Annotated in this window: 19 protein-coding genes and 2 pseudogenes; 3 read left to right on the forward strand and 18 right to left on the reverse strand. The window is 58.8% G+C overall.

The features are described 5' to 3' along the window. Positions 1-14: 14 nt before the first annotated feature. From MMB48_RS10725 to MMB48_RS10795, 15 genes and pseudogenes are all read right to left on the reverse strand, one after another. Positions 15-968: an ABC transporter permease gene (locus MMB48_RS10725; protein WP_012578570.1), complete on the reverse strand. Its 954-nt coding sequence runs from the start codon at positions 966-968 to the stop codon at positions 15-17. An 86-nt stretch (positions 969-1,054) separates the two neighbouring features. Then, positions 1,055-2,647, reverse strand: a complete 1,593-nt coding sequence (locus MMB48_RS10730; protein ID WP_136527126.1) for an ABC transporter substrate-binding protein — start codon at positions 2,645-2,647, stop codon at positions 1,055-1,057. A 197-nt stretch (positions 2,648-2,844) separates the two neighbouring features. Next, positions 2,845-3,921, reverse strand: a pseudogene (locus MMB48_RS10735) (sialidase family protein); the annotation flags it as partial. Between the two features lie 210 nt (positions 3,922-4,131). Next, positions 4,132-5,088 carry a dihydrodipicolinate synthase family protein gene (locus MMB48_RS10740; RefSeq protein ID WP_032744767.1) on the reverse strand — a complete coding sequence of 319 codons (957 nt, stop codon included), beginning with the start codon at positions 5,086-5,088 and terminating at the stop codon, positions 4,132-4,134. Positions 5,089-5,269: 181 nt separating this feature from the next. Continuing rightward, positions 5,270-6,859 carry an ABC transporter substrate-binding protein gene (locus MMB48_RS10745; protein WP_136527127.1) on the reverse strand — a complete coding sequence of 530 codons (1,590 nt, stop codon included), beginning with the start codon at positions 6,857-6,859 and terminating at the stop codon, positions 5,270-5,272. A gap of 388 nt (positions 6,860-7,247) precedes the next feature. Then, positions 7,248-8,846: an ABC transporter substrate-binding protein gene (locus MMB48_RS10750; RefSeq protein WP_012578577.1), complete on the reverse strand. Its 1,599-nt coding sequence runs from the start codon at positions 8,844-8,846 to the stop codon at positions 7,248-7,250. Positions 8,847-8,999: 153 nt separating this feature from the next. Continuing rightward, positions 9,000-9,122: a hypothetical protein gene (locus MMB48_RS10755; protein WP_012578578.1), complete on the reverse strand. Its 123-nt coding sequence runs from the start codon at positions 9,120-9,122 to the stop codon at positions 9,000-9,002. 176 nt (positions 9,123-9,298) lie between these two features. Then, positions 9,299-10,894, reverse strand: coding sequence for an ABC transporter substrate-binding protein (locus MMB48_RS10760; protein ID WP_012578579.1), 1,596 nt, complete (start codon positions 10,892-10,894; stop codon positions 9,299-9,301). A gap of 155 nt (positions 10,895-11,049) precedes the next feature. Then, a complete protein-coding gene (locus tag MMB48_RS10765) occupies positions 11,050-13,005 on the reverse strand; it encodes a beta-N-acetylhexosaminidase (RefSeq protein ID WP_032743942.1) in 1,956 nt (651 codons plus the stop codon). A 96-nt stretch (positions 13,006-13,101) separates the two neighbouring features. After that, positions 13,102-13,827 (reverse strand): HAD family hydrolase, encoded by a 726-nt coding sequence (locus MMB48_RS10770; RefSeq protein WP_032743944.1) that lies wholly within the window; start codon positions 13,825-13,827, stop codon positions 13,102-13,104. A 48-nt stretch (positions 13,828-13,875) separates the two neighbouring features. After that, positions 13,876-15,168: an ABC transporter substrate-binding protein gene (locus MMB48_RS10775; RefSeq protein WP_050496233.1), complete on the reverse strand. Its 1,293-nt coding sequence runs from the start codon at positions 15,166-15,168 to the stop codon at positions 13,876-13,878. Between the two features lie 121 nt (positions 15,169-15,289). Continuing rightward, positions 15,290-16,609: an MBL fold metallo-hydrolase gene (locus MMB48_RS10780; RefSeq protein ID WP_032743947.1), complete on the reverse strand. Its 1,320-nt coding sequence runs from the start codon at positions 16,607-16,609 to the stop codon at positions 15,290-15,292. Beyond that, a complete protein-coding gene (locus tag MMB48_RS10785; RefSeq protein ID WP_032743948.1) occupies positions 16,593-17,411 on the reverse strand; it encodes a carbohydrate ABC transporter permease in 819 nt (272 codons plus the stop codon). The genes MMB48_RS10780 and MMB48_RS10785 overlap by 17 nt, the downstream gene beginning before the upstream one ends. Continuing rightward, positions 17,408-18,355 (reverse strand): carbohydrate ABC transporter permease, encoded by a 948-nt coding sequence (locus tag MMB48_RS10790; protein WP_032743949.1) that lies wholly within the window; start codon positions 18,353-18,355, stop codon positions 17,408-17,410. The genes MMB48_RS10785 and MMB48_RS10790 overlap by 4 nt, the downstream gene beginning before the upstream one ends. A gap of 1 nt (position 18,356) precedes the next feature. Continuing rightward, the gene (locus MMB48_RS10795; protein WP_032743950.1) at positions 18,357-19,475 is read right to left on the reverse strand and encodes an ABC transporter ATP-binding protein; all 1,119 of its coding nucleotides are present in this window, start codon (positions 19,473-19,475) and stop codon (positions 18,357-18,359) included. A 237-nt stretch (positions 19,476-19,712) separates the two neighbouring features. Here MMB48_RS10795 and MMB48_RS10800 point away from each other — a divergent pair, with 237 nt between their 5' ends. Continuing rightward, positions 19,713-20,231 carry a ClbS/DfsB family four-helix bundle protein gene (locus tag MMB48_RS10800; protein WP_032743951.1) on the forward strand — a complete coding sequence of 173 codons (519 nt, stop codon included), beginning with the start codon at positions 19,713-19,715 and terminating at the stop codon, positions 20,229-20,231. A gap of 28 nt (positions 20,232-20,259) precedes the next feature. Here the strand turns inward: MMB48_RS10800 and tnpB are convergent, their stop codons facing one another. The 3 genes and pseudogenes from tnpB to MMB48_RS10815 all read right to left on the reverse strand — a co-directional run bounded on the left by tnpB (position 20,260) and on the right by MMB48_RS10815 (position 23,960). Further along, positions 20,260-21,561, reverse strand: a complete 1,302-nt coding sequence (gene tnpB / locus MMB48_RS10805) for an IS607 family element RNA-guided endonuclease TnpB (RefSeq protein WP_032743971.1) — start codon at positions 21,559-21,561, stop codon at positions 20,260-20,262. After that, positions 21,554-21,901 (reverse strand): annotated as a pseudogene (locus MMB48_RS10810) (IS607 family transposase); the annotation flags it as partial. The pseudogene MMB48_RS10810 and the gene tnpB, both read right to left, overlap by 8 nt. Before the next feature lie 358 nt (positions 21,902-22,259). Continuing rightward, the gene (locus MMB48_RS10815; RefSeq protein ID WP_050496234.1) at positions 22,260-23,960 is read right to left on the reverse strand and encodes a phosphatase PAP2 family protein; all 1,701 of its coding nucleotides are present in this window, start codon (positions 23,958-23,960) and stop codon (positions 22,260-22,262) included. A gap of 267 nt (positions 23,961-24,227) precedes the next feature. Between MMB48_RS10815 and upp the strand changes: the two genes are divergently transcribed. After that, complete coding sequence (gene upp / locus MMB48_RS10820) at positions 24,228-24,869, forward strand: uracil phosphoribosyltransferase (RefSeq protein WP_032743953.1); 642 nt, start codon at positions 24,228-24,230, stop codon at positions 24,867-24,869. Positions 24,870-24,872: 3 nt separating this feature from the next. Then, a complete protein-coding gene (gene rlmH, locus MMB48_RS10825; RefSeq protein ID WP_032743955.1) occupies positions 24,873-25,352 on the forward strand; it encodes a 23S rRNA (pseudouridine(1915)-N(3))-methyltransferase RlmH in 480 nt (159 codons plus the stop codon). Positions 25,353-25,513: the final 161 nt, after the last annotated feature.

Consider the following 25,513-nt stretch of genomic DNA (forward strand, 5'->3'; position numbering starts at 1 on the left):
GACCCTCCCGCCCGCTAGAAGATGCTGGTGTCCGACGCCCTCTTCGAAATGAAGTTGGCGAGCACCAGGAAGAAGAAGTTGACCACGGTGTTGAACAGGCCTATGGCCGTCGTGTAGCTGAACTGGTTGCCCAGAATACCCATGCGGTACGTGTACGTCGCGATGACCTCCGACACGGACAGGTTCATCGGGTTCTGCATCAACAGCACCTTCTCGAAGCCCACGTTGAGCACGGAACCCATGTTCATGATCAGCATGATGCCCACCGTCGGCATGATCGCCGGGATATCGACGTAGCGGATGAGCTGCAGACGACCGGCCCCGTCGATCTTCGCGGCCTCGTACAGGGACAGGTCCACCGAACTCAACGCCGCCAGATAGATGATGCAGTTCCAACCCATGTGCTGCCACACCTCGCTGATCCAGTAGATCGGCGTGAACAGCCCCGGCTCGCCCAACAGGTCGGTGCCCGGGAACAGGCGCCCGATCATGCCCGTGCTCGGCGACAGGAAGATGTTGATCATCGACACGATCACGACCGTCGAGATGAAGTGCGGCATATACGTCACCGTCTGCACGAACCCCTTGATCTTCGACGACGAGATCTGGTTGATCAGCAACGCCAGCACGATCGGGGCGATGAACCCCATGACCAGCGTCCACAGGCTGATCCGCAACGTGTTGACCATGATGTTCACGAACATGCCCGACCGGAAGAACTGCTCGAAATACCGCAGCCCCGCGAACCTGCCGCCCATCAGACCCTCGACCGGATCGAAATCATAGAACGCGAGACGAAGACCGTACATCGGCACGTACGCGAACAGACCGACGAACACCAACGCCGGCAACGTCATCAGCCACAACGCGCCGTACCGACGGAAATGACGCCCCAACCGCACCGGCAACGGCGCGGAACGAGCCGCCAACGCGTTATCCACCACTTCACCCTGCTTCACCACAGACATAAAAATCCTTCCCACGTCCGTCCCGCCCGCCACGCGAACGCGCGACGGACGGGACGACCCGCTCATGCAACGGCGGAACCGCTACATCACTTCTTCGTGTAGATGTCGTACCACTTCTGCCAGATCTTCACGTTCTCCTGCAGACCAAGGCTGTCGAGCTGCTTGCAATACGCATCCCACTCCTCGTCAATACCACCCTTGGACATCCAAGTAGCAGTCTTCTGCATGGCGACGTTGGAAATCTGGTTGTAGTTGCTGGCCAACGTGGTGTTGTCGTCCGCGTCCGGGTTCACGTAGTCCGGAATGTAGTCCTTGACGGGATCGAAGTTGCTGCGCTGCTTCTCATACACCTTGCTCGCCTGGTACAGGGCGTCGCTACCGGCATCGCCCTTGATGGTGACCTCGTCGGGAATCCAGCCGGCGGGGTAGGACAGGCTCGGGGAGGTGTTCTTCTTGCGCATCTCGATAAGCTTGTCGTTGTCCACGGTGTATTCGTGCTCACCGGTCTTGGTCACGGTCTTGCCGAAGGAGCCGTAGAACTGCTGCACGGAGTACTTCTCGGAGTACATCAGGTTGAGCAGCTTCAGCGTGGCGTCCTTGTTGGCGGCGCGCGCGGAGACGGCGGGGCCAGCGGCGTCGAATTCGCTCGAGGAGCCGTCCCACACGGTCTTGTCCGGGGAGACGCCCGGGGCGGACGGCACCGGGATGGGGATGTACTGATCCTTGAGTGTTCCGAAGCTCGCATCCTGGGACCATCCGAACGACACGCCGGTCTTCGCGGTCTTGCCGTCGCTGAGCTGGTCGGTATCGCACGCATCGAACGTCTTGGTGGCCCAGTCGGCGGGGATCAGGCCCTCGGAGATGAGCTTGTGGTAGTACTTGACGACCTCCTTGTATTCGTCGGAGGTCAGGAAGCTCTTGACCACGCCGTTCTTGGCGTAGAAGCCGGTCGGGGACGCGCCCTTGTTGAAGCCGGTGACGATGCCGGTGGAGTTGAGCAGCAGCATCGGGCTGTAGTAGGTGAAGTAGCTGTCGAGCTTCCTGATGTTCATCGGGATCTCGTCGGCCTGTCCGTTGCCGTTCGGGTCCTGGGTCTTGAACGCCTTGAGCACGTTCTCCAGCTCGTCCCACGTGGTCGGCACCTGCAGGCCCAGCTTGTCAAGCCAGGTCTTGTTGATGAACATGTGCTGGCCAGTGCCGGAGTAGGACTTGCCTCGGGACGAAGGCAGGGCGTACATGTGGCCTTCGGGATCGGTGGTGAGTTTCTGCGCGTCCGGCTTCTCCTTGAAGAACTGCTTGACGTTCGGCATCTTGTCGAGATCCTTGCTCAGATCCTCGAACAGGCCCGGGAACTGCGCGGCGTTGGCGGGAAAGAACGCATGGAGGCTGACGTCCGCAATCTTGCCCGCGGCCAGGGTGGCGTTCTTCTGCTGGGCCCAGGCGTCCTCGCTGACCTCCTGCCACTCGATCTTGCAGTCGCAGTCGGCCTCAAGGTCCTTGGCCCACTGCATGTTGGCGATCTTGTCCGTGGCCGGCCTCTTCACGACCAGAACGCTCACGATCGGCTTGCCGTCGGCGGTCGTGGTCGGCTCCTTGCTGCCGCCGCATGCAGCCAGCGAACCCAGCAAGGCGACGGCGCACGTGATGGCGCCCGCCTTCAATGCGGTTCTTCTTCTCATTGTCTCTCCTTTGAAATTATGATCCTGGATGCGCCCGCCACGTCTGCGAGGTGGACGCACCTAGGATAAGTCTCGGGAGATATTTTGTCAACGTCCTTAACATATATGAAATATCGGCACCGTTTCGCTATGCCTCAGCACCCTCCCTCACCAGACAGCGGAAAACCGCCGATTCCGTCGACGTTCAGCTGGCCGTTGAGCCAGTCGAGCGAGATACGGGTGTACATAATGTTATTATTATCACCTTCATACAGCAGGCCATAGCCGCCGCCGGCCTTGTGGCTCAATGCGGCGATCACCGAATACGCCATCGCCCCCGTCGTGAACCGTCGGCCGGCACTCCAGGTTTTGCCGTCATCGATCGAGACGCGCACGAGTCCATCGATCCTGTCCGAAGGCGACGAGGAGGAATACAGCAGGACCTTGGCCCGCGCCGACCCCTCGGGGGCATCGGGAAACGCACGGGCAATCTGCGCGTTGTTCTCTGGATCGGGCAGCTGCGTTTCACGGATCACCGGACCATACGTGGCGCCACCATCCCGGGAGATGGCGACGTAGCGGCAACCGTTTCCATCGGAGGAACGCGAGTTCAGCATCACACGACCATCGGAAAGTTCCACGACTTTGTTCTCGTCCATGTGATCGCCGACGGGGGTGCCCGCATGCCAGGTTGCGCCGTGATCGTCGGAGAAGACCGATACCGCACGGTAGCGGCCGTCGAGCTCCTTGATGGTGTACTGCTGGATCAGGCGCCCCGCATGCTCGCCATACGTGAGCTGGATGCCGGCACCGGAAGAAGCGAACCGTGAAATCCATGATTCGCTGTTCGTGATGTCGGCGGTGATGATGCGCGGCTCGCTCCACGTCACGCCATTGTCGATGGAACTGGTGACGGCGGCCTGAAGCACCGTACGCGCAGAGGGATCGACGCCCGCCTGGGAGGTTCCGAAACCGGCGTCATAGGATTTGACGAAGAACAGGAACACCTCTCCCGTCTGCCGGTCCACCACATAGGACGGATCGGAATACCCGTATTTGTCGACGCCATCATGCCCGGCGGCCACAACATGCTGTGGCTCGAATGAGCGGCCGCCGTCTTTGGAGATACGCTGCACGATCGAATTGGCTTGCGGGGCATCCTGGCAGTTATGGGGCCGCGCGTCGAACGCCGCGAGGATCCAGCCGTTGGGCGCCTCGGCAAGGGCCGGAATCCGGTAGCAGGCCACACCGTAATCGCCTGGAGCCGCCAGACTCATCGCTCCGTCATGGTTCGCGCCGCACACAGTATTGTTCGTATTCATCATCCCGTTCTCCGTCATATTCGCTCACTCCTGTTCATCGCCTTGATGCCGCCCGGCGTCCACGGGCAATCTCCGTTCACGGCCAAGCGGCACCCCGGCGCATTCCGCAACATTGCGGTGTGCCATCCCGCGGACCTACATGGGTTGGGGGAAGGAGAAGGTCCGCGGGATGGCACGTCATCATCACTCGGTGGACGCATCGACCTGTTCCACCGTGCGCGCAAGCTCGAAACCGCATGCACGCAACACGTTCGCAATGGCTTTCACATTGTCGCCATGCAACGCCAACACCGGTTCGGGCATCTGGTTGGTGTCGAACACGCCCAGCAACGCCATCGCGGTCTTGAACGCGCCCACGCCGGAACCGAATCCCTGGACGCCGGATGGCGCCAGGACAATCCGCATCAACGAGGCGAGCTTGTTCTGCTCCTTGCGCACCGAATCCCAATCACCGTTCCGGTAGGCGTTCCACATCGCAACATAGCCATATGGATCCACATTGGCCAAGCCGGGCACGCTGCCGTCCGCACCGGCCATATACGCGCCATCGACGACGACTTCCTGACCGGTCAGCAACGTCAGCGGATGACCGTTCTCCTCGTTGTCCCCAATCAGGAAACGGAACGCCACATCATCGTTCGACGAGTCCTTCACTCCGGCCAGCACGCCATCACGCCCCAAGCGGATCAGCAGATCATTGGGCAGCTTGGTATGCACGCATACGGGGATGTCGTATGCGAACAGCGGCAATTCAGGCACCGCGGCGTGAATCAGACGGAAATGCCTCTCGATCTCCGCCACGCCGCCCAATGCGTAGAACGGCGCCGTGGCCACGATGGCGGCGGCTCCCATCTCGCGAGCCGCACGAGCATGCTCGATCACACGATTGGTCTCCGTGTCGATGCACCCCGCCAGCACCGGCACTCGGCCGCCGGCAATCTCAATGGCCGCGGCCAGTATCTCACGACGTCGCTCATCCGTGGAGAACACGACTTCGCTTGAGGATCCGAGAACGAAAAGTCCATTGACCCCGGCCCCAATCATGCGGTCGATCGAGCGCCTGTAGCTCTCCACATCGAGACGATGATCCGCGGTCAATGGAGTGACGACCGGGGGAATGACCCCACGAAACTGATTCATAGTGTGAATCTCCTTGTTGTATTTGTGCTTGTCTGGTACGCGAGACAACACCGCATCCGCTCCGCATGAGCGAACCGCACCCGATCGTTGATCCGAATTCCTCCAGTTCAACAATTCGGGTGCGGCTCACATCTCGGAGTCGCAAGCACTGCCTCGCAGCAGGTCTGCGCTCACGGCACCATCACTTCGTGTAGGTGTCGTACCACTTCTGCCAGATCTTCACGTTCTCCCGCAGACCAAGACTGTCGAGCTGCTTGCAATACGCATCCCACTCCCCGTCAATACCACCCTTGGACATCCAAGTGGCAGTCTTCTGCATAACAACGTTGAGAATCTGGGTATTATTACTACTCAGCTTGTTATTGTCTTCGGGGCTGGGGTTCACATAGTCCGGAATGTAGTCCTTGACGGGATCGAAGTGGCTGCGCTGCTCATCATATGCTTTATTCACCTCAAGCAAATCATCAGCATTGGTATCGCCCTTAATGGAGACTTCGTCGGGAATCCAACCCGTAAACCGATCAGACAGACCAGGGAAGAGGTTGTCCTTCATCAGCTGACTGGTCTTCTCTGCATCCACGGTGTATTGATGATTGCCGTTATCAGTAACCAACTGTCCAAACGAGCCAAGGAACTGCTGCACGGAGTACTTCTCGGAGTACAGCAGGTTGGCCAGCTTCAGCGCAGCGTCTTTGTTCGCAACATGCGATGAGATGGAAAGTTTGTTGCCGTCAAATTCGCTGGACGAGCCATCCCACACGGTCTGGTCCGGGGAGACGCCCGGGGCGGACGGCACCGGCATGGCGATGTATTGATCCTTGAGCGTTCCGAAACTCGCATCCAGCGACCACCCGAACGACACGCCGGTCTTCGCGGTCTTGCCATCACTGGTCTGATCCGAATCATACGCGTCGAGAGCCTTGGTGGCCCAGTCGGCGGGGATCAGGCCCTCGGAGATGAGCTTGTGGTAGTACTTGATGACCTGCTTGTATTCGTCGGAGGTCAGGAAGCTTTTGACCACGCCGTTATCCGCATAATAGCCGGTAACCGTCGGCCCCTTGTTGAAACCAGTGACGATGCCGGTGGAGTTGAGCAGCAGCATCGGGCTATACCAAGAGAAGTAGCTGTCGAGCTTCTTGATGTTCATCGGGATCTCGTCGGCCTGTCCGTTACCGTTCGGGTCCTGGGTCTTGAACGCCTTGAGCACGTTCTCCAGCTCGTCCCACGTGGTCGGCACCTGCAGACCCAGCTTGTCAAGCCAGGCCTTGTTGATCATCATATTTTGACCAGATCCGGAATAGGACTTGCCTCGGGACGAAGGCAGGGCATATATGTGACCGTCAGGATCGGTGATAAGCTTCTTGGCATCCGGCTTCTGCTTAAAGAAGGCCTTGACGTTCGGCAGCTTGTCAAGATCCTTGCTCAGATCCTCAAACATGCTTGGATATTGAGCAGCATCAGGCACTCCAAAGGCGTGGAGGCTTACATCCGCAAGCTTGCCCGCGGCCAGGGTGGCGTTCTTCTGCTGGGCCCAGGCGTCCTCGCTGACCTCCTGCCACTCGATCTTGCAGTCGCAGTCGGCCTCCAGATCCTTGGCCCACTGCATGTTGGCGATTTTATCCGTACTGGGTCTCTTGACTATTAAGACACTTACAATCGGCTTGCCATCAGCGGTCGTGGTCGGCTCTTTGTCGCCGCACGCAGACAACGAACCCAGCAAGGCCACGGCGCACACAACGGCACCCGCCTTCATCACGGTTTGTCTCCTCATCGTCTCTCCTTTGACATGATGATATTTGAGCGCATCCGCCGCATCTGCGGGACGGACGCACTCATGATAGGCACGGGAGATGGAGTTCGTCAACATTCTTAACATATATGTGAGTCGCGCCACACATAGTCATTCCCGCCACCATGTAATCCACTAAACAGAACGCAGCACGTCAAAACCCGCTCCCGCGGCTTCGGGAACATGGACTGCTCCAGCACCATGATCTACCTGACCCGCGGCAGACCCGGCCTCAACACCGCATCCGCTCCGCATGAGCGAACCGCACCCGATCGTTGATCCGAATTCCTCCAGTTCAACGACTCGGGTGCGGCTCACATCTCGGAGTCGCAAGCACTGCCTTGCAACAAGGCTTGTACCCACGGAACCGTCACTTTACGCAAAGGTCGTACCACTTCTGCCAAATCTTGATGTTATCCTGAAGGCCAAGGCTGTCGAGCTGCTTGCAATACGCATCCCACTCCTCGTCAATACCACCCTTGGACATCCAAGTGGCAGTCTTCTGCATGACGGTATTGAAAATCTCAGCATTGCTTGTATTCAACTTTGCCGCATCAGCCGAATCCATATTGACGTAGTCGGGAATATAGTCCTTGACGGGATCGAAGTTGCTGCGCTGCTCCTCGTACACCTTGTTCACTTCAATCAGCTCATCGGCGTGACTATCGCCTTTGATGGTGACTTCATCAGGAATCCAACCCACCAGCAATTCCGATAGGCCAGGATACTGGTTATCACCGGTCAATTGGCTCAACTTGTCGTTATCCACGGTGTACTCGTGCTCACCGGTCTTGGTCAAGGTCTGCCCAAACGAACCGAGGAACTGCTGCACGGAGTACTTCTCGGAGTAGAGCAGGTTGGCCAGCTTCAGCGCAGCGTCCTTATTCGCGGCATGCGCGGAAATCGACAGTCCGGCAACAGACAGCTCACTGGAGGAGCCGTCCCACACGGTCTGGTCCGGCGAGACGCCCGGGGCGGACGGCACCGGCATGGCGATGTACTGGTCCTTGAGCTTGCCGAAATTGTCGGATGGAGACCAACCGAACACCACGCCGGTCTTCGCGGTCTGACCATCACTAATTTGGTCCGCGTTGTAGGCGTCATCGTCCTTGGTGGCCCAGTCGGCGGGGATCAGGCCCTCGGAGATGAGCTTGTGGTAGTACTTGATGACCTGCTTGTATTCGTCGGAGGTCATGAAGCTCTTGACCACGCCGTTCTTGGCGTAGAAGCCGGTTTCGGACGCCGCGCTCATATTAAATCCGGTCGAAATACCGGTGGAGTTGAGCAGCAGCATCGGGCTATACCAGGTGTAGTAGCTGCTTTCGAGCTTCTTAATGTTCATCGGGATCTCGTCGGCCTGGCCGTTGCCGTTCGGATCCTGGGTCTTGAACGCCTTGAGCACGTTCTCCAGCTCGTCCCACGTGGTCGGCACCTGCAGACCCAGCTTGTCGAGCCAGGCCTTGTTGATCAGCATATGCTGGCCCGTGCCGGAATAGGACTTGCCGCGCCCTGTAGCTATCGAATAAATCTTTCCCTTGGTATCAGCAGAGAATTTTTCAGCTTCCGGCTTCTGCTTAAAGAATGCCTTGACGTTTGGCAGCTTGTCAAGATCCTTGCTCAGATCCTCGAGCATACCGGGATATTGGTAAGCATCAACGGCACCGTACCCATTCAGGTTCACGTCCGCGATATCCCCAGAGGCCAAGGTGGCGTTCTTCTGCTGCCCCCAAGCTTCTCGAGTCACTTCCTGCCACTCGATCTTGCAATCGCAGTCGGCCTCCAGGTCCTTGGCCCACTGCATATCAGCCATCTTTTCCTGATTGGCGTTCTTCTTGACCAGAACCGTCACAATCGGCTTGCCGTCAGCCGTCGTGGTCGGCTTCTTGCTGCCCCCACACGCAGACAGCGACCCCAACAAGGCCACGGCACACACAACGGCACCCGCCTTCACCATAGTTTGTCTTCTCATCGTCTCTCCTTTGACATGATGATATTTGAGCGTATCCGCCGCATCTGCGGGACGGACGCACTCATGATAGGCACGGGAGATGGAGTTCGTCAACATTCTTAACATATATGTGAGTCGCGCCACACATCGCCGCTGCCGCCACCACGTAACCTGTTAAATGGAACGCAGCACGTCCGCCGCGCGCCATACCACACGTTGGATGCGGAACAGCGGGGCGATATCCTTGGCTGCATCGTCAAGCTTGCCCTGCGTGGCGCCGGGCAAGGACTCGGCCACGGTGAAACGGTTCGCGACGGACCCGCGGCAGACCCAGCCTCAACATCGCATCCGCTCCGCATGAGCGAACCGCACCCGATCGTTGATCCGAATTCCTCCAGTTCAACAATTCGGGTGCGGCTCACATCTTGGAGTCGCAAGCACTGCCTTGCAACAGGTCCGCGCTCACGACACCGTCACTTCGTGTAGGTGTCGTACCACTTCTGCCAGATCTTGATGTTATCCTGAAGGCCAATGCTGTCGAGCTGCTTGCAATAGGCATCCCATTCCTCGTCGATGCCGCCCTTGGACATCCAAGCAGCAGTCTTCTGCATAACGGTGTTGTTAATCTCCGCATTGCTTGTACTCAACTTCGCGGAATCGGAAGGATCCATATTATCCATATTGACGTAGTCGGGAATATAGTCCTTGACGGGATCGAAGTGGCTGCGCTGCTCCTCGTACACCTTGTTCACCTCAATCAGTTCATCGGCGTGAGTATCACCCTTAATGATGACTTCATTGGGAATCCAACCCACCAGCAATTCCGACAAACCAGGGTAAAGATTATCCTTAGTCAGCTTGTCTAACTTGGCGCTGTCCACAGTATACTTATGCTCACCGGTCTTAGTCAAAGTCTGACCAAACGATCCGAGGAACTGCTGCACGGAGTACTTCTCGGAGTAGAGCAGGTTGGCCAGCTTCAGCGCGGCGTCCTTGTTCGCGGCATGCGCGGAAATGGTCAGCCCAGCAGGAGCCAATTCGCTAGAGGAACCATCCCACACGGTCTCATCCGGGGAAACGCCCGGAGCAGAAGGTGCCGGCATAGCGATGTACTGGTCCTTAAGCTTGCCGAAATTGTCAGTCGGAGACCAACCGAACACCACGCCGGTTTTCGCGATCTGGCCGTCACTAATCTGGTTCGCGTTGTAGGCGTCATCGTCCTTGGTGGCCCAGTCGGCGGGAATCAGCCCCTCGGAGATGAGTTTGTGGTAGTACTTGACGACCTCCTTGTATTCGTCGGAGGTCAGGAAGCTCTTGACCACGCCGTTCTTGACATAATAACCAGAAGTGGATACGCCTTTGTTGAAGCCGGTCGGGATGCCGGTGGAATTGAGCAGCAGCATCGGGCTATACCAGGAGAAACCGCTTCCAAGCTTCTGTATGTTCATCGGGATCTCGTCGGCCTGTCCGTTGCCGTTCGGGTCCTGGGTCTTGAACGCCATAAGCACGTTCTCCAGCTCGTCCCACGTGGTCGGCACCTGCAGACCCAGCTTGTCGAGCCAGGCCTTGTTGATCAGCATGTGCTGGCCCGTGCCGGAATAGGACTTGCCGCGCGCAGTGGCTATTGCATAGACTCTACCCTTGGAATCAGTCGAGAATTTCTTAGCTTCCGGCTTCTCCTTAAAGAACGCCTTGATATTTGGCAACTTGTCGAGACTCTTGCCTAGATCCTCAAACATTCCCGAATACTGGTAGGCGTCAAGGGAATTAAATCCGTTAAGGTTCACGTCCGCGATATCCCCAGAGGCCAAGGTGGCGTTCTTCTGCTGTGACCAAGCTTCTCGAGTCACTTCCTGCCACTCGATCTTGCAATCGCAGTCGGCCTCCAAGTCCTTGGCCCACTGCATATTGGCGATCTTGTCCTGATTGGCGTTCTTCTTGACCAGAACCGTCACAATCGGCTTGCCGTCAGCCGTCGTGGTCGACTTCTTATTGCCACACGCAGACAGCGAACCCAGCAAGGCCACGGCGCATACCGCAGCACCCACCTTCATCGCGACATTCCTCATTGTCTCTCCTTTGAGTCGATGATGACTTCGGTTGCGTCCATCACGCCTATGAGATGGACGCAACCATGATAAGTACGGGAGCCCGCATTGTCAACAGCCTTAACATATTTGCATCAGGCCCGCTCGCACCGCCGCTCCCGTCACCACGCAACCGGCTAAATGGAACGCAGCACGTCCGCCGCGCGCCATACCACGTGTTGGATGCGGGCCAGTTCCGACTGCCGGCTGACCTCATGCCAGAGCCTCGAATACCGTTCGGTCCAGCATTCCAGTTCATCGGCCAACTTCGCCGCATCGATTCCGGCCTCATCCTGCCGCACCACGCCATGCGCAGCCAACAACGCCAACCCGACACGGTTCAGCAGACGCTGACCGTCGATGGCTAACGACCAGACCGCAGCGGAGGAGGGATCACCGGCCACGCGGAACAGCTGAGTGATATCCTTGGCTGCATCGTCAAGCTTGCCGTTCAATTCCCGGCCCGCGAGAATGGAGTCACGCAACGTCCGCAGCATCGAAACGCGAGCATCCGCCAACCTTGCCTGACCAGACTGCGGCAAATCATTCCGATACGCTTCCAGACAGCCCATGACCCGCACGATCTCCGTATTGCATCCGCCACGGCCGTCATCCAGTTCCAGGTAGGTGACGAGATCGCTCCACGAGAATCCGCCTTTGGCAGAAGCGCCCCTGAGCGCACCGACCACGCTACCAGTATGGTCGCCGTATTCGATGGTGGATATGCGTGACAGCATATCGGCTTCGCTGAGCTCGGCATCCGGATTCCAGGATTGCTGCGCACCGAAGATCATGCCCGGAACCGACATGCGGGGATCGTTGACGTGTCCGAAATCCCCCCAATCAGTGACCAGCATCCCCGAAACATCATGGGCGCGGCCATGGCGCGCCATCCTGGTGATGTTATTCCACGCATCGTCGATCCGCGGAATCAGCGCATTCCAGCACCACACCGCCGGGCACACCATCTGCGTCGCGCCGGCATCGGCGAGAGCTGCCGTTGTGCCATCATCCACGTTGGGCTCATACTGCCAATTCAGCCAGGTGATGTTCTTGGGAAGCGTATCGATGATCTCAGGGTGCTCGAGCGCGACATCGGCCCACACCATGACATCATGCCCACGATCATCAACATGGCGGCACAGTCGCTCGACGAAATCGGCATACATCGCGCCAACGCCACGTTTCGCCGATTCCTGCTTCGACCTCCCCTTGCCGAGATCAAACGTCTCATCGGCGCAGATATTGAACTTCCGCGAACGGAACAACGGCATCAGCTCATCAATCAATGATGTCGAAAACTCATAGGACCGCTCATCGGTGATGTTGAGCGTATGGTGCGTCATTCGCTCGATCAGGCTGAAAGGACGATCCGCGTCCTCCGGAAACTCTCCCAGATCACGTAGTTGCCGCGTCCGCAGCGCGGTGTAATGATGCCCGAACGTCGACACGGAGGGCACGAGCTCTATGCCACGCGCCGCGCAATAGGAATCAAGCTCGAGAATGTCGGACGAAGTCAGCGGATCGGCGCCACGCCACACTTCGCTAAGACCATTGAACTGGAACGTATGCTCGATGTACAACTGGAATTGGTTGTACTTGTAGAAGCACAGGCGATCCACCCACGATTTCAGCCAAGCCATAGAGGGCACACGGCCACGAGTCACGTCCAGATAGTAACCGCGGGTCGAGAACGCCGGCCGATCCCTGATGACCATGCACGGTATCGTCAAACCAATCTGGCGAATAATCTGACGCAATGTCTGCACGCCATCGCGAACGCCTTCGAACCCCGAACCGGTGATCACAACACCATCCGGCGAGACCTCAAGCACATACGACCAGTCATCGAGCGAAGGACTGGTCCGCAAAGTCACCTCCCGCTGAACTTCTCCGGAGGCCACCTGCCAGCGGCCTCCGCATACGCGCTTAATGTCGTCGGCAAGCTGACGCGCAAACACGGCCTCCGCATCATCCGCGCCTCGTTGCTCCACAACCGTTCCCGACAACGGCAACGAGCATGTTCCCACCAGCGGCTCGACATTCGTCGGCTCCGGTATGACATGCCATTCCAATGTTGGTTCCTGCACCATAGCAGCCACATATCCTTTCGACCTCTGCATCGAGATAGAGCCTTCTGGCCCTCAGGACATGATAGCCGTCAACGGGGTCAACGGACACGGTTGCGGTCAGTCCCGGAAAGTGGCCCCGACCCCACCGGCATCCGCCGACGCGGCAGCGCATACATCCACAATGTCATCGACCATCTGCCGCAAGGTAGGGGCGGTGATGGTCGCAGGCAAGGATGGATCAGGCTCGTGGATGAACGCGGTAAGTCCACCGGCGGCACGCACCGGAGCGATATCGTTCGTCCAGTAGTCGCCGATGCTCATCACACCCAGCTCGCCCGTCCGTCGGCGAACCGCCGACAGCCTTTCGATCACCTTCGGCCATCCGCCTGGCTTGGCGGCACCGGCGATGATGCCATCGAATCCTTCGAGCACGCCCAGACGGTCCAACGTCTCACGCAGCCCGATCATCGGCGAGTTCGTGACCAGCACGCGGCGGCAACCCAACACGCCCAACCGCTCCAAGAGGGATTCCAACCCCTCGGGCGGACGCACGTCGAACGTGCCTTCGGCCAACATTCGACGCGAACGCATATACGCATCCTGCGACTGCTCGGCGGTCAGACGCCCTGCCGCATGAGCCTGCACGACGTCATAGGCATCCGAATACTTCGGCATATCCACCGGACATGCCAGAAACCGCTCCAGCTCATCGTTCAACGTGGCCGCGTCATCACGATCAAGATGCGCGCACACCGCCTCGGCGTAGGCCTTGACCGGACCATCGCCGAGGCATACCGTGCCGTCGAAATCGAAAGCCACCGCGAATGCCGAATCACCGTTCACAGCTCTACCATCCAATCCTGCATCGCACCATTCGCCGGAATACAGCGGTCACTGTTCCCAATCCGAATCGAACGTCGGCTTGAGCGTGCTCAGCGAAGACTTGACGTCACCCGCACCGGAAAGCACGCTCTCCAAGGACTTCTGCACATCGTCGCTGGCCTGTTGCATGCCGGGCGTCAACGGAATGGTGAACAGGTTCTTGGAGGCATCAGCCAAGATGGGCGCAATGGCACTGCCCGAGTTGGCATACTTGGCATCGGCGATCGCGGACTTGCGCACAGGAATGTAACCGGTACCGATCGCCCACTCGATCTGGCTGTCCTTGGACGTCAGGAACTTCTCATACAAATAGGCCGCCGTGCGCTGTTCGGGGCTGGCCGAGGAGAACATGTAGATATCGGTGCCCTGCTGCATCGTGTGCTTCGCCGGATACGGCACCACACCATATTCAAACTTGCCCTCGGCGCCCTTCTTAACGAAGGATTCACCGGCGTTGGACCCAACATACATGGCGACCTTCTGGTTGGAGAACGGACCGGACATGTACTTGTCGGTGCCGGCGATGCGGAAGTAGCCATCCTTGACGCCTTTGTCGTAGTAGTCGAAGGCCTTGGCGGACTTCTCGCCGGTCACATCGAGGCCCTTGCCGAACGTCACCCCCTCGTTCTTCATATAGGTGATGTAGTAGTTCGACAGCGAGTCGAAGCCCGCGCCGGGAATGCCCTTCGCGCTCTCGATTTTCTTGGAGGTTTCGGCGAGCTCGTCATACGTGGTGGGCACCTTGAGTCCCAGCTCGTCGAGCATGGTCTTGTTGTACCACAGCACCTCAGTGGACTTGTTGAACGGCATGCCATACGTCTTGCCGTCGATCTTCACGCCATCGCGCAGGCCGGGCAGCACATCATCCCAGTTGTCGAATGCAAGATTGCCGTCCTTGGACGTGATGTAGGGGTCAAGGTCAACGACCTGATCATCGGAGATCGCGTCGACCAGCCAGCTCGGGTACGCCTGAGTGATGGTCGGCAAATCCTTCGGGCTCTGCATCGTGGCGGTGAGCTTCTGCTGCAGGTCACTGTAGCTGGACTGGTTCTGCAAAGTCACCTTGATGTTCGGGTTCTGTTTCATGAACGTATCGGTCAGGCTCTGCAGGGTCTTCTCCTGGTTGCCTGTCATGCCGTGCCAGAACGTGATCTCAACGTTTCCTTTGATGTCGGAGACGATCTTGTCGGATTGTCCACCATCGCTCGCCGCGTTGGTCGAGCCGCATCCAGATAAGGCTAGCACGCCAGCCATCAATGCGGTCAGCACCGCTTTCGCACGCATATTACCGTGTAGTGTCATGATTCCATTCCTTTTCTGATTCCATTGGTTTCCGTTTGCTTGTTTCTTTTCCTGTTTCCCGTGGAACGTTCCCCGGAAAAGTCTCGGCAAGGACGCAACCGGCAACACGCCGGTTCACAGCTCACAGCTCAACAGTCAACCCCGGTTCGGGCAAGACCATCGCTCCATAATCGTTGCGATACCGTTCGGGATGCTCGCCATGCACCGGGAACAGCAGACGGGGACGCACCGCATCGATGATCTCGAACGCCTTCTCCACCGTGGCGTGCCCGGAGCACGAAATCGTGACGGCTTCGACATCCTGATCGGCGAATCCTTGGAAGAACGGCTTATACGCGGGGTCGTATTCTCCGAGAGGCGCGGCACCCGTGTGCACATACAATCCGTTGCGTCGAAGATCGTGCAGATGTGCGGCTCTCGCACGATCGTCGAGCTGCCACAGATACGCATCCTGATCGGACAGCAGTTCATCGAACGGAATCTCCAGCGTCGAGTCGAGCGCCGAATAATCACGGTCATCATTCAGACGGTAGTAATGCACGGGGTCACCGGTCACGGAAGTGTAGACGAAAGCCGCGTACGCACTGAGCACGACGGTGCGCGGACTGGACGCGATGATGTGCTGGATTCGTTCGATGTTCGTCAGATAGTAGTTGAACGTGATCTGACGATGCGGATTGTCCCGAACGAGCGCCTCGATGCGATCGCACACCTGCTGCTCGGTGGTCTCCGGGCGGTCGACGGGATCGCCTGGCTTGCGGAAGGAGATCGACGTGCCTTCCATGATGAGCGCATCGGCACCCGCGTTCGCCTGGAGGAACGCACGGGTGTCATGCTCAAGAAATCCGTGGAAACGAATGTCGCCCGTGTACGCGATGACCGCGTCAGGCGTGACGACGCGCAGACCGGACGCACCGTAGGCATCGTGGTCTACGGGCATGACCGTGACCGAGATGGAACCGACACGCACGACGCCGTTGGGCTCCACGCCGGTGATCGGCCGAGTATGGCTGCAATCCTTGCGATACGGCGGGAAATCGAAATCGTCGTTCACGTTCATGGCTTCGAGCACCCTCTTGGTGTTCTGCGAAGCGTAGACGGGGATGGCGGAATCGATATAGTTGAGCATCTTGGAATGGTCGAGATGCGCATGCGAGACGAAGACCGCACTGTGCGCATACGGGTCCGCAGACCAATGGTGACCGGGCACGTCTATCGTGCGGTCGAATATCGCCGGCAGATACGGTACGTAGCCTTGCGAGATGAGATCGGCGAGATCTCGGGGCTGCTTGGGAGCGGCAGGGTTATATTCGCAACCGCAGTCGAACACGATGCGGCTATCGCCATAGGACACCTCGATGAGATTGCCTCCGATCGTGCGGATGCCCCGGTAGAACGTGATGCGCGTTTTGTCGCGCAAATCGTTATCCCTTGATGCCATTGCTGGACACTCCTTCGATGATTTGCTTATGGAAGATGAAGTACAGCACCAATATCGGCACAATCGTGGCCGTGCTGGCCGCCATCTGAAGTTGTACCGCCGTACCGGTCTCAGTAGCGAACGCGCTCAGACCGTTGCTGATCAGACGCATATCCGTGCTGTTGGTGACGAGAATCGGCCAGAGGAACGAATTCCAGCCGCCGATGAACAGCAGCAACGCCATGGTGAACAGAGCGGGCCTGCTCATCGGAATCATCACTTTCCAGATGAATTCGAGATCACCGCACCCGTCGACCTTCGCCGCGTTGTAATATGCCGCCGGCATGGACGACAGGTACTGCTGCAGATAGAAGATGTAGAACACGCTTGCCAAGGAGGGCAAGATCAACGCCCAATACGTGTCCAGCAAACCCAGCTGGTTGATCGTGCGATAGTTGGTGAACACAACGACCTCATACGGCACCATGAGCAACGCCATCATGCCCATCATCAACGCCTTCTTGAAACGGAAACGCAACCTTACCAAGGCGAAGGCCGCAAGTACGGTGGTGATGATCGTGCCCAGCGTCGACAACCCGGACACCAGTACCGTGTTGAGAAAATAACGGGGGAACGGCGCCTGCCTCATGGCTTCGACGAAATTGTGCCACTGCGGGACGTGAGGCACTATCGTCGGCGGGATGCTCGTAACCTCCTGATAGGTCATCAGGCTGCTGGACAGCATGTACAGGAACGGGAAGAGCGTAAGCGCCGCCATGACGATGACGAACACGTAGACCAGACCCTTACCGAGAAACCTCACTTCGCCAGCCTCCTCAATACGATGCCTTGGATGATGGTGAAAGCCAGAATCACCAGGAACAGCACCACCGCCGCGGCCATGCCCTGCCCATACTTGTTGTCCACGTAGAACTTGTTGAACACGTAGAACACCGCCGTCGTGGCGCTATCGCCGATACCGGCCTTCCCGTTGAACAAGGCGTACACCTCCGTATACACCTTGAAGGAATTGATGAAATCCACGATGGACAGGAACGTCAGAATCGGCACCATCTGCGGCAACGTGATCCGGCGGAACTTCTCCCAGGCCGTGGCACCGAACATGTCGGCCACCTTGTAATATTCCTCGTCTATGCCGCGCAGGCCCGACAACAGAATGATGATGTTGAACGCCAGGGACGACCATATGCCGAAGATGATGAGCGTGGGCATATTGAACTTCGGATCGTTGAGAAAATCATAGGGTCCAAGGCCACACAGACCCAACACGTAATTGACAAAACCGTAATCGCCGTTGAACAGATACCGGAACACCATGCCGATGGCGATCACCGAGGTCAGATAGGGGATGAAGAACAGGATTTCGAAAACCCTGCCTCCGCGAAGCTTTCCATTGATGGCCACGGCCACCGCCATTGACAGCACCAGCCCGACCGACACCACGACGAATGCAAACAGCGCCGTATTGGCGATGGCCTTGCGGAATTCGGGATCCGCGAACACGAAAACAAAATTACGCATTCCCACAAACCGTTGACGGGTCAACGTCCCGCCCTGCAGCGACATGATGAAGATACGCACCAGGGGAAGCAGATTGAACACGGTGATCAGCGCCAAGGCCGGGAACAGCAACAGCCACGCATGGGGCTGCCGCTCGGCGGAATATCGACCCGAGCGATGAGATTTCCCTCCCCCGCCCTCATTCAGGGCAGTCACCGCAATCGACTTCTCGCGCCTCTCTTCCATATCAGTACACCCTCGTTCCATCCTCGGAGAACAGATATATATCGTCATACCCGATGGCGAACGCGACCCGTTGCCCTTGGCGGATTCCCGTGCGTGCATCGACCACGCTGCGCGCATGTTGCCCGCCGGCGTCAAAATGCAGGACGGCATAACGGCCAATCATTTCCAAAGACTCGATCTCGGCCTCAAACGCCGGCTTGAATCCATCGGCATGCCCTTTCACGGGCTCCGTCAGGAAATATTCAGGACGAATGCCGACCTTGTAGCGCTCCTCCGTCAGCATTCCGCCCGCGGCGCCGGCGCGGAACCGGGAACCATCAAGATCCGCGAGCGCGATGTCGAAGGCCTTTCCCCGCAGCATGCCGTCAGAACGGTCGAATCTCATGTCGAAGATATTGATGATCGGACTGCCCATGAACTGCGCCACAAACAGGTTGGCCGGGTCGAGATAGAGTTTTTGCGGATTGTCGTACTGCTGCACCACACCCTCGTTCATCAGCACGATGCGATCGGAAATCGACAGCGCCTCCTCCTGATCGTGAGTGACGAAGATCGTGGTGATGCCCGTCCCCTTGACCAGACGGCGAATCTCCTCGCGAATATGCAACCGTAGACGCGCGTCCAAATTGCTCAACGGCTCGTCGAGCAGCAGCACCCGGGGAGTCTGCACGAGTGCACGAGCGATGGCCACACGCTGCTGCTGCCCGCCCGACAACGCGGAAGGTTTCTTGTCCGCCAGATTCTCGATGTTCGTCATGTCCATGAACTTGTGGGCGATCTTCGCCGCCTCTTCCCTGCTGCGGCGATGTTCTCCCACACGCAGCGGAAACATGACGTTCTCCAATACCGTCATATGCGGGTAGAGGGCATAATTCTGGAAGACCATCCCGATGTTGCGATTCTTGGGATGCAGTCCGACGACGGATTGGCCGTCGATGGCGATATCGCCGGAAGTGGGATCCAAAAGACCCGCGATGATGTTCAACGTAGTGCTTTTGCCACAGCCGCTGGGACCAAGCAGGCAGACCAGTTCCCCGTCTTGAATATCAAGGCTGATATCCTTCAGGGCCTCATATCCGTTCTCATACACCTTCCTGAGATTCTTGATTGAGATTCCCATATCCACCCACTCCCATATTTCGGCGTTTCGGCGGCGATCAGCACCAGCATGACACGAGGAGATACAGCGGGGGGAGAAATTCATCAGGACTATACGCGCACAAGTCAGAGAATTCATTTTGTTCACATGAAGTTCAGACGGCCCCGGACACCCGCCCGCCACTGACGTCACGGCATCCGCCGGACTGATACAATGCTCGTATCGTCGCAGCGACACATGGCGGCCGGGAGGTGCATAGTGAGAACATACGAGAACGCGCAGGAGCTCAAAAAGGAGATCGGCGCGACGTTTCGAAAATACATTGCGGAGTTCGACGACATTCCGGAAGCCCTGAAAGACAAGCGCATCGACGAGGTCGAGAGGACCCCGGCGGAAAACCTCGCCTATCAGGTTGGTTGGACCACCCTGCTGCTGCAATGGGAGGATCGCGAACGGAAGGGCCTTCCGGTGCGAACGCCGTCGGACGAGTTCAAGTGGAACCAACTCGGAAAGCTGTACCAGTGGTTCACCGACACCTACGCCCACCTTTCGCTGCGGGAGCTGAAGGGCATGTTGACCGACAACGTCGACGCCATATACGCCATGATCGATGCGATGAGCGAGGATGAGCTGTTCAAGCCGCATATGAGGCAATGGGCCGACGACGCCACCAAAACGGCGGTATGGGAAGTGTACAGGTTCATTCATGTGAACACCGTCGCCCCGTTCGGATCGTTCAGGACGAAGATCCGCAAGTGGAAGCGGATGGCCCTATAGGTTCGGCGCGGCCTACAACCGTTGCAAACTAGTTTGTTTTGGTTTGTAGGACGGTCTTGCGATCGTCCGCTCCAAGTCTCACGCCGCTTGCGTGGCTGCTTGGTTCGCACTTCACCGGGATCTGCGTTGCACGACGTGATGCGTCGTTCCGTCTTCCGTCCCCTCCATGCGCGTTTACGGTCTCCGGGGCACTCCCGGCGACCTGGATGTTGACGGCCGCGTTCAAATCACGGTCGATGGACAGTCCGCACTCCTCGCAATGGTAGACGCACTCGGACAGGGACAGTTTGGTTTTCACCGTCCCGCAGTTCGAGCAGGTCTTCGAGCTTGGATACCAGCGGCCGATGATGTGGAGTCCAGCGCCGGTGCGTGCGGTCTTGTAGGTCAGTTGGCGTCGGAACTCCGCGAATGCGGCGTCCTGAATCGATTGGGCGAGCCTGTGGTTTTTGACCATGCCCGCCACGTTCAGATCCTCGATGCTGATGTCCGAGTACGTGTCGGCGAGCCATGTGGTCAGCTTGTCCAACATGTCGCGGCGCTGATTGGCGACACGCGCGTGCAGTCGGACGACTCGTTCCCGCGCGTGGGCGCGCCGATGCGAGCCGGGCTGTCTGCGGCTCAGCGAGCGTCGCGCCCGCTTAAGACGGCGTTCATTGGCCTTGAGCGTGTGCGGGTTGGCGATCGTGGTGCCGTCCGAGAGCGTCGCCAAGGATTTCACGCCCAGATCGATGCCGACCGCCCCTTCCCTCGGCGTTCGTCTCGCCGTTGGGTCGGCGCGTTCGACGGTCAACGCGGCGTGCCAGCGTCCCGCACGGCACGACACCGTCATGCGCAGCGCCCTGGCCCCGTCCACGCGTCCTGCGACGTTCTCCATGCAGTGCACGCGGCCGATGCGCGGCAGTCTGAGCGCCTTCGGATCGGCCCTGACAAGGCCGAAGCTGCCGGTCGTGTACGCGAACCGCGGCGTCTCCCGATCCTTCGCCTTGAATCTCGGGAACCCGACCCTGCGGCCCTTCCGTTCGCCCTTGCGGCTTTTCGACCAGTTCGACAGGGCGTCGGACAATGCCTCCAGACCACTGTTGTAGGCTTCCTTACTGTTCTCCCGCCACCACGGCGTCCCGTCCGCATCCACGGCCAGCGTGCCCTTGTTCGCGTTCCACCAGCGGCGCAGCGCATACAATGTCCATTCCAGCTTCCCGCCGGTTTCGATGGTCTCCTTGACGTGGGCGAGCCCCGCATTGTACGCGAACCTGGCCGCCCCCGCGTGCGACAGTATCAGGCGTTCCTGCACGGGCGTCGGATCCAACGCCACCTTGACGGCCTCAAGCATCATGCGCCGCCTTCAACGCGGCCTTCGCCTTGTTCCTCGCCGCGCGCCGACCGTACAGGCGGGCGCAGAACGAGGCCAGCACCTCGGTCATGTCCCGCACGAGATCGTCGTCCAGCTCGGAATCGTCCACGACGATGAGCCGCTGCCCCTGCGCCGTCAACGCGGATTCGACCAGTCCCGCGTTCATGCGGGCCAGGCGGTCGCGATGCTCCACGACGATCGTGCCCACGGTCGGGTCGGCGAGGGTGCGGTTCAACTTGCGGCGTTTGTCGTCCATGCCGGAACCGGTCTCCGACACCATCTCGACGTCCGACGCGCCCAGATCGATGGCGAACGCCTTACGCGCGATTCTGTTGAAGCACGGCGTGGCAGCGGACGAGATGTATTACGAGCCGTTTGCGATGTGATGTTCGGGAGCGCGGGAGCGTAGCGTATCGAACGTATAGGTAACGAAGTGGGAGGTGTCTCGCCGGCTGATTGCTTGGCGAGACACCTCCCACTTGGCATTGCTCCCCTCAGCCTCACCTCGTTCGGCAGCTCCCCTCAGAGAGGGAGCAATATGGGTCATATCATGGTTCTGGAATCTCCAGCGGGAAGCTACGCAGACGCCTTAGCCCAAACGCAGTGTTGGCTCCTCCTCGGAGAGGGAAGCCAACACTGAGATGGGAATTAGTGCTGACATGAGTCAGCAATCATTCTTAGTGGCGGAGCATTTTACGGGCGGTGGCGAGGGCGGCACCTGCGGCGAGGAACAGCACGGTGATGCCGGCGAAGACGCTCACGTCAGCGCCAGAGTTGGCCAGCTTGCCGTTGGCCTTGGACGCGTTCTTGGACGTGCTCGGCTTCTTGTTGCCGTTGTTCTGGTTCTGGCTGTTGGAGCCGGCGTTGTTCTGGTCGTTGCCGGTGTTGGAACCATTGTTGGAACCGTTGTTGTTTTCGTTGCCGTTGTTGTTGCCACCGTTGTTGTTCGGGGCCTCCTGCTTGACGACTTCAGCCTTCTGACCGGGCTCGACGCTCACCACGTTGCCGTTGGCGTCAAGGGTGACCTTAGAGCTGAAGGCGACGGCGAGGTTCAGGCGCTGCCAGCCGTCGGAAGTGGAGTCGAGCGGGTAGCCGGACTGGATTTCAGTGCGGGCCAGCACTTCGCGGCGCTGGTCGGCGCTCAGGGTCGGGAACACGGTACGCAGCAGAGCCTCGGCGCCAGCAGGCACGCGGGCGGCCTGATCGGTGGGGCCGACCGGGTCGAAGCCGTAGGTGAGGCGCTCGGTGTACACGTCCACGGCGGACTTGACATCGGTGACGGGCTCAGTGGCGACCTGATCGGTGTTGAGGTTCTTGTAGCCGTTGGTGGTGGTGGCCTTCGTGTTGGCGATAATCTCGTCAAGGGTGTTGCCGTATCCGGCTTCTTGGCCGCGCTTGGTCAGGTAGTCGCGCAGTTCCTGCTGGGCGGGCTTGACGACCTGCTCGAAGAAGACGTCGTCGTTCAGACGGCCGGCGGCGGAAGCCTCACCGACGATACGGCCGCCCATGATGTCCATCGGGTAGTGCACACCAAGCACGATGCGGTTGTTGCCACCCTCGGCGGCACGGGCTGCAATCTGCGGGGCGAGCTCAGGCATCAGGGCAGCCAGGGTCAGGCCGGACGTGTAGAACGCCATCGTGTGGCCGGACGGGAAGGACTCGGACTGCACCAGACCGCCATAGCCATTGGCACGGTCGACATTGCGGAAATCATCGTGGAAGCCGGCCACGCGCTTCAGAGCGAGCGCAGGAGCCAGTCCCTTCAGGTCGTTTTCACCGTTGGCGCTGCGGTCGATAGAGTCGCCTTCAGCGGTGTTAAGCGACGGACGCGGGTAGTTGAAACCATGCTTGGCGCCAGTCACCGGGATGTAGCCGACCATGTCGTTGAGCAGCTTGCCGGTCTTGGCCAGCGGCACATTGCCATTGGCATCTGCTTCGTAGCCTTCATAGAACCATTCGCCGATAATCGGACCGAAGGCATCCCAGTAGGTTTCGCGATTGTTCTGGGCACCATCAATGACGGCACGCTGCTGCTGGGTGTAGTGGTCGTCCACCTTCACACCATTGGTGTTATCGGCGTCAGCCTTGTTGTTGATAGCCACGGTCAGGTCATCGCTCTTGCCAAGCACTGCAACGCCGGCATCAGTGACGCTGCCGTGGGATGCAGTGGTCTCGTCATTGTTCGGGTTGGCCACCGGAGTCCAGTAGTTGTTGAACTCCTTGAGCAGTACCTGCGGATCGGCCTTAGCGATGTCAGACGGGTAGGTCGGCTGGTCGTCGGCCATGGCGGCCGGCACCACAGCCGCGAAGCTGGCGGCGATGGTGGCAACGGCGGCGATCCCGGCAAGCGCACGCTCGCACTGAGTGAATACGGACATTGTCCCTCCTCATCAATATCGGTCTGTATTGATGCCCTTCCTCTTGGCATCGATCGACGAAAACGCCGGCACCCAAATGCATGAGCGCTGATGGGAACGCTTTCGCTGACCAACGTTAGCGAATGCGACATGGCCGCAATGGTTAAGAACCATGAATGTCATATGGCCGCTAATTGAACAGCACGAGCCAACAATGTAGTCATGGTTCAGCGACTACTGCCTGTGGCCAAGGTGTTTTCCGGCAGAGCTGCGGGTAGGCTGGGAGCTATGGAATTGCATGTACTGAATCATCCGCTGGTCGAGCACAAGCTCACCGTGCTGCGCGACAAGAACACCCCTTCCTCCATTTTCCGCGAGCTCGTCTCGGAGCTTGTGATGCTTGAAGCCTACGAGGCCACGCGCAACCTGTCCGTGGTCGCCGCGCCGATCGAGACGCCGGTCGCCCCGATGACCGGCAAGAAACTGGCCGAACCCCGTCCGATCATCGTGCCGGTGCTGCGCGCGGGCCTCGGCATGCTCGACGGCATGACCCGCCTCATGCCCACCGCCGAAGTCGGCTTCCTTGGCATGAAGCGCGACGAGGAGCATCCCACCCAGCAGGTGACGTATGCGAACCGCCTGCCCGATGATCTGTCCGGCCGCCAGTGCTTCCTGATCGATCCGATGCTCGCCACCGGCGGCACGCTGGTCGCCGCCACGCACTATCTGGCCGAACGCGGCGCCAAGGACGTGACCGCGATCAACATCATCGCGGCGCCTGAAGGCATCAAGTACGTCGAGGAGCACATCGACCCGTCCATCGAATTCAAGGTCGTGGTGTGCGCGGTGGACGAGAAGCTCAACGACAAGTGCTACATCGTGCCGGGGCTGGGCGATGCCGGCGATCGTCTCTACGGCGTCATCGACTGACGCATGAACATCGACATCGTCTGCGTCGGTCGGATCAAGGAACGGTATCTGACCGACGCCATCGCCGAATATTCCAAGCGGCTCTCGCGCTACTGCAAGCTCAACATCATCGAGGTGGCGGATGAGAAGACGCCCGAACACGCCTCTGAAGGCGTTGACCGACAGATCAAGGCCAAAGAAGGCGAACGCATCGCCAAGCATCTGAAACCGGGCGCGTTCGTGATCGCCTTGGCCATCGACGGCCAGATGCTTTCCTCCGAAGGTCTGGCCGCGAAAGTCAGCCAGCTCGGCATCCAAGGGGTCAGCCATATCCAGTTGGTGATCGGCGGATCCATCGGTCTTGACGAGGCGGTGCTCAAACGCGCCGATTACAAGCTGAGCTTCTCGAAGATGACGTTCCCCCATCAGCTCATGCGCGTGATTCTGCTCGAACAGATTTATCGCGCTTATAAAATCAACGCTGGCGAGCCGTATCACAAGTAAAACACCATACCTCATGGGGCGGGAAATCCCCCATGGGGCGGTAATTGCCCCATGGGGCCGTAAAACCCTCATGGGGTGGTATCCCAAAATGGCTTAATTCCGCGGTTTCACATATTCTTCAAACCGCCCCATGGGCAAGTTACCGCCCGATGAGCCTGTAA

Origin of the sequence: Bifidobacterium sp. FKU, assembly GCF_026016385.1 — a bacterium.
Taxonomy (GTDB): Bacteria; Actinomycetota; Actinomycetes; order Actinomycetales; family Bifidobacteriaceae; genus Bifidobacterium; species Bifidobacterium infantis.

Coding starts and splice junctions, on each gene's coding strand:
- MMB48_RS10725 (WP_012578570.1), bottom strand. CDS start 968: ATGTCTGTGGTGAAGCAGGGTGAAGTGGTGGATAACGCGTTGGCGGCT.
- MMB48_RS10730 (WP_136527126.1), bottom strand. CDS start 2,647: ATGAGAAGAAGAACCGCATTGAAGGCGGGCGCCATCACGTGCGCCGTC.
- MMB48_RS10740 (WP_032744767.1), bottom strand. CDS start 5,088: ATGAATCAGTTTCGTGGGGTCATTCCCCCGGTCGTCACTCCATTGACC.
- MMB48_RS10745 (WP_136527127.1), bottom strand. CDS start 6,859: ATGAGGAGACAAACCGTGATGAAGGCGGGTGCCGTTGTGTGCGCCGTG.
- MMB48_RS10750 (WP_012578577.1), bottom strand. CDS start 8,846: ATGAGAAGACAAACTATGGTGAAGGCGGGTGCCGTTGTGTGTGCCGTG.
- MMB48_RS10760 (WP_012578579.1), bottom strand. CDS start 10,894: ATGAGGAATGTCGCGATGAAGGTGGGTGCTGCGGTATGCGCCGTGGCC.
- MMB48_RS10765 (WP_032743942.1), bottom strand. CDS start 13,005: ATGGTGCAGGAACCAACATTGGAATGGCATGTCATACCGGAGCCGACG.
- MMB48_RS10775 (WP_050496233.1), bottom strand. CDS start 15,168: ATGACACTACACGGTAATATGCGTGCGAAAGCGGTGCTGACCGCATTG.
- MMB48_RS10780 (WP_032743947.1), bottom strand. CDS start 16,609: ATGGCATCAAGGGATAACGATTTGCGCGACAAAACGCGCATCACGTTC.
- MMB48_RS10790 (WP_032743949.1), bottom strand. CDS start 18,355: ATGGAAGAGAGGCGCGAGAAGTCGATTGCGGTGACTGCCCTGAATGAG.
- MMB48_RS10795 (WP_032743950.1), bottom strand. CDS start 19,475: ATGGGAATCTCAATCAAGAATCTCAGGAAGGTGTATGAGAACGGATAT.
- tnpB (WP_032743971.1), bottom strand. CDS start 21,561: ATGCTTGAGGCCGTCAAGGTGGCGTTGGATCCGACGCCCGTGCAGGAA.
- MMB48_RS10815 (WP_050496234.1), bottom strand. CDS start 23,960: ATGTCCGTATTCACTCAGTGCGAGCGTGCGCTTGCCGGGATCGCCGCC.
- upp (WP_032743953.1), top strand. CDS start 24,228: ATGGAATTGCATGTACTGAATCATCCGCTGGTCGAGCACAAGCTCACC.
- rlmH (WP_032743955.1), top strand. CDS start 24,873: ATGAACATCGACATCGTCTGCGTCGGTCGGATCAAGGAACGGTATCTG.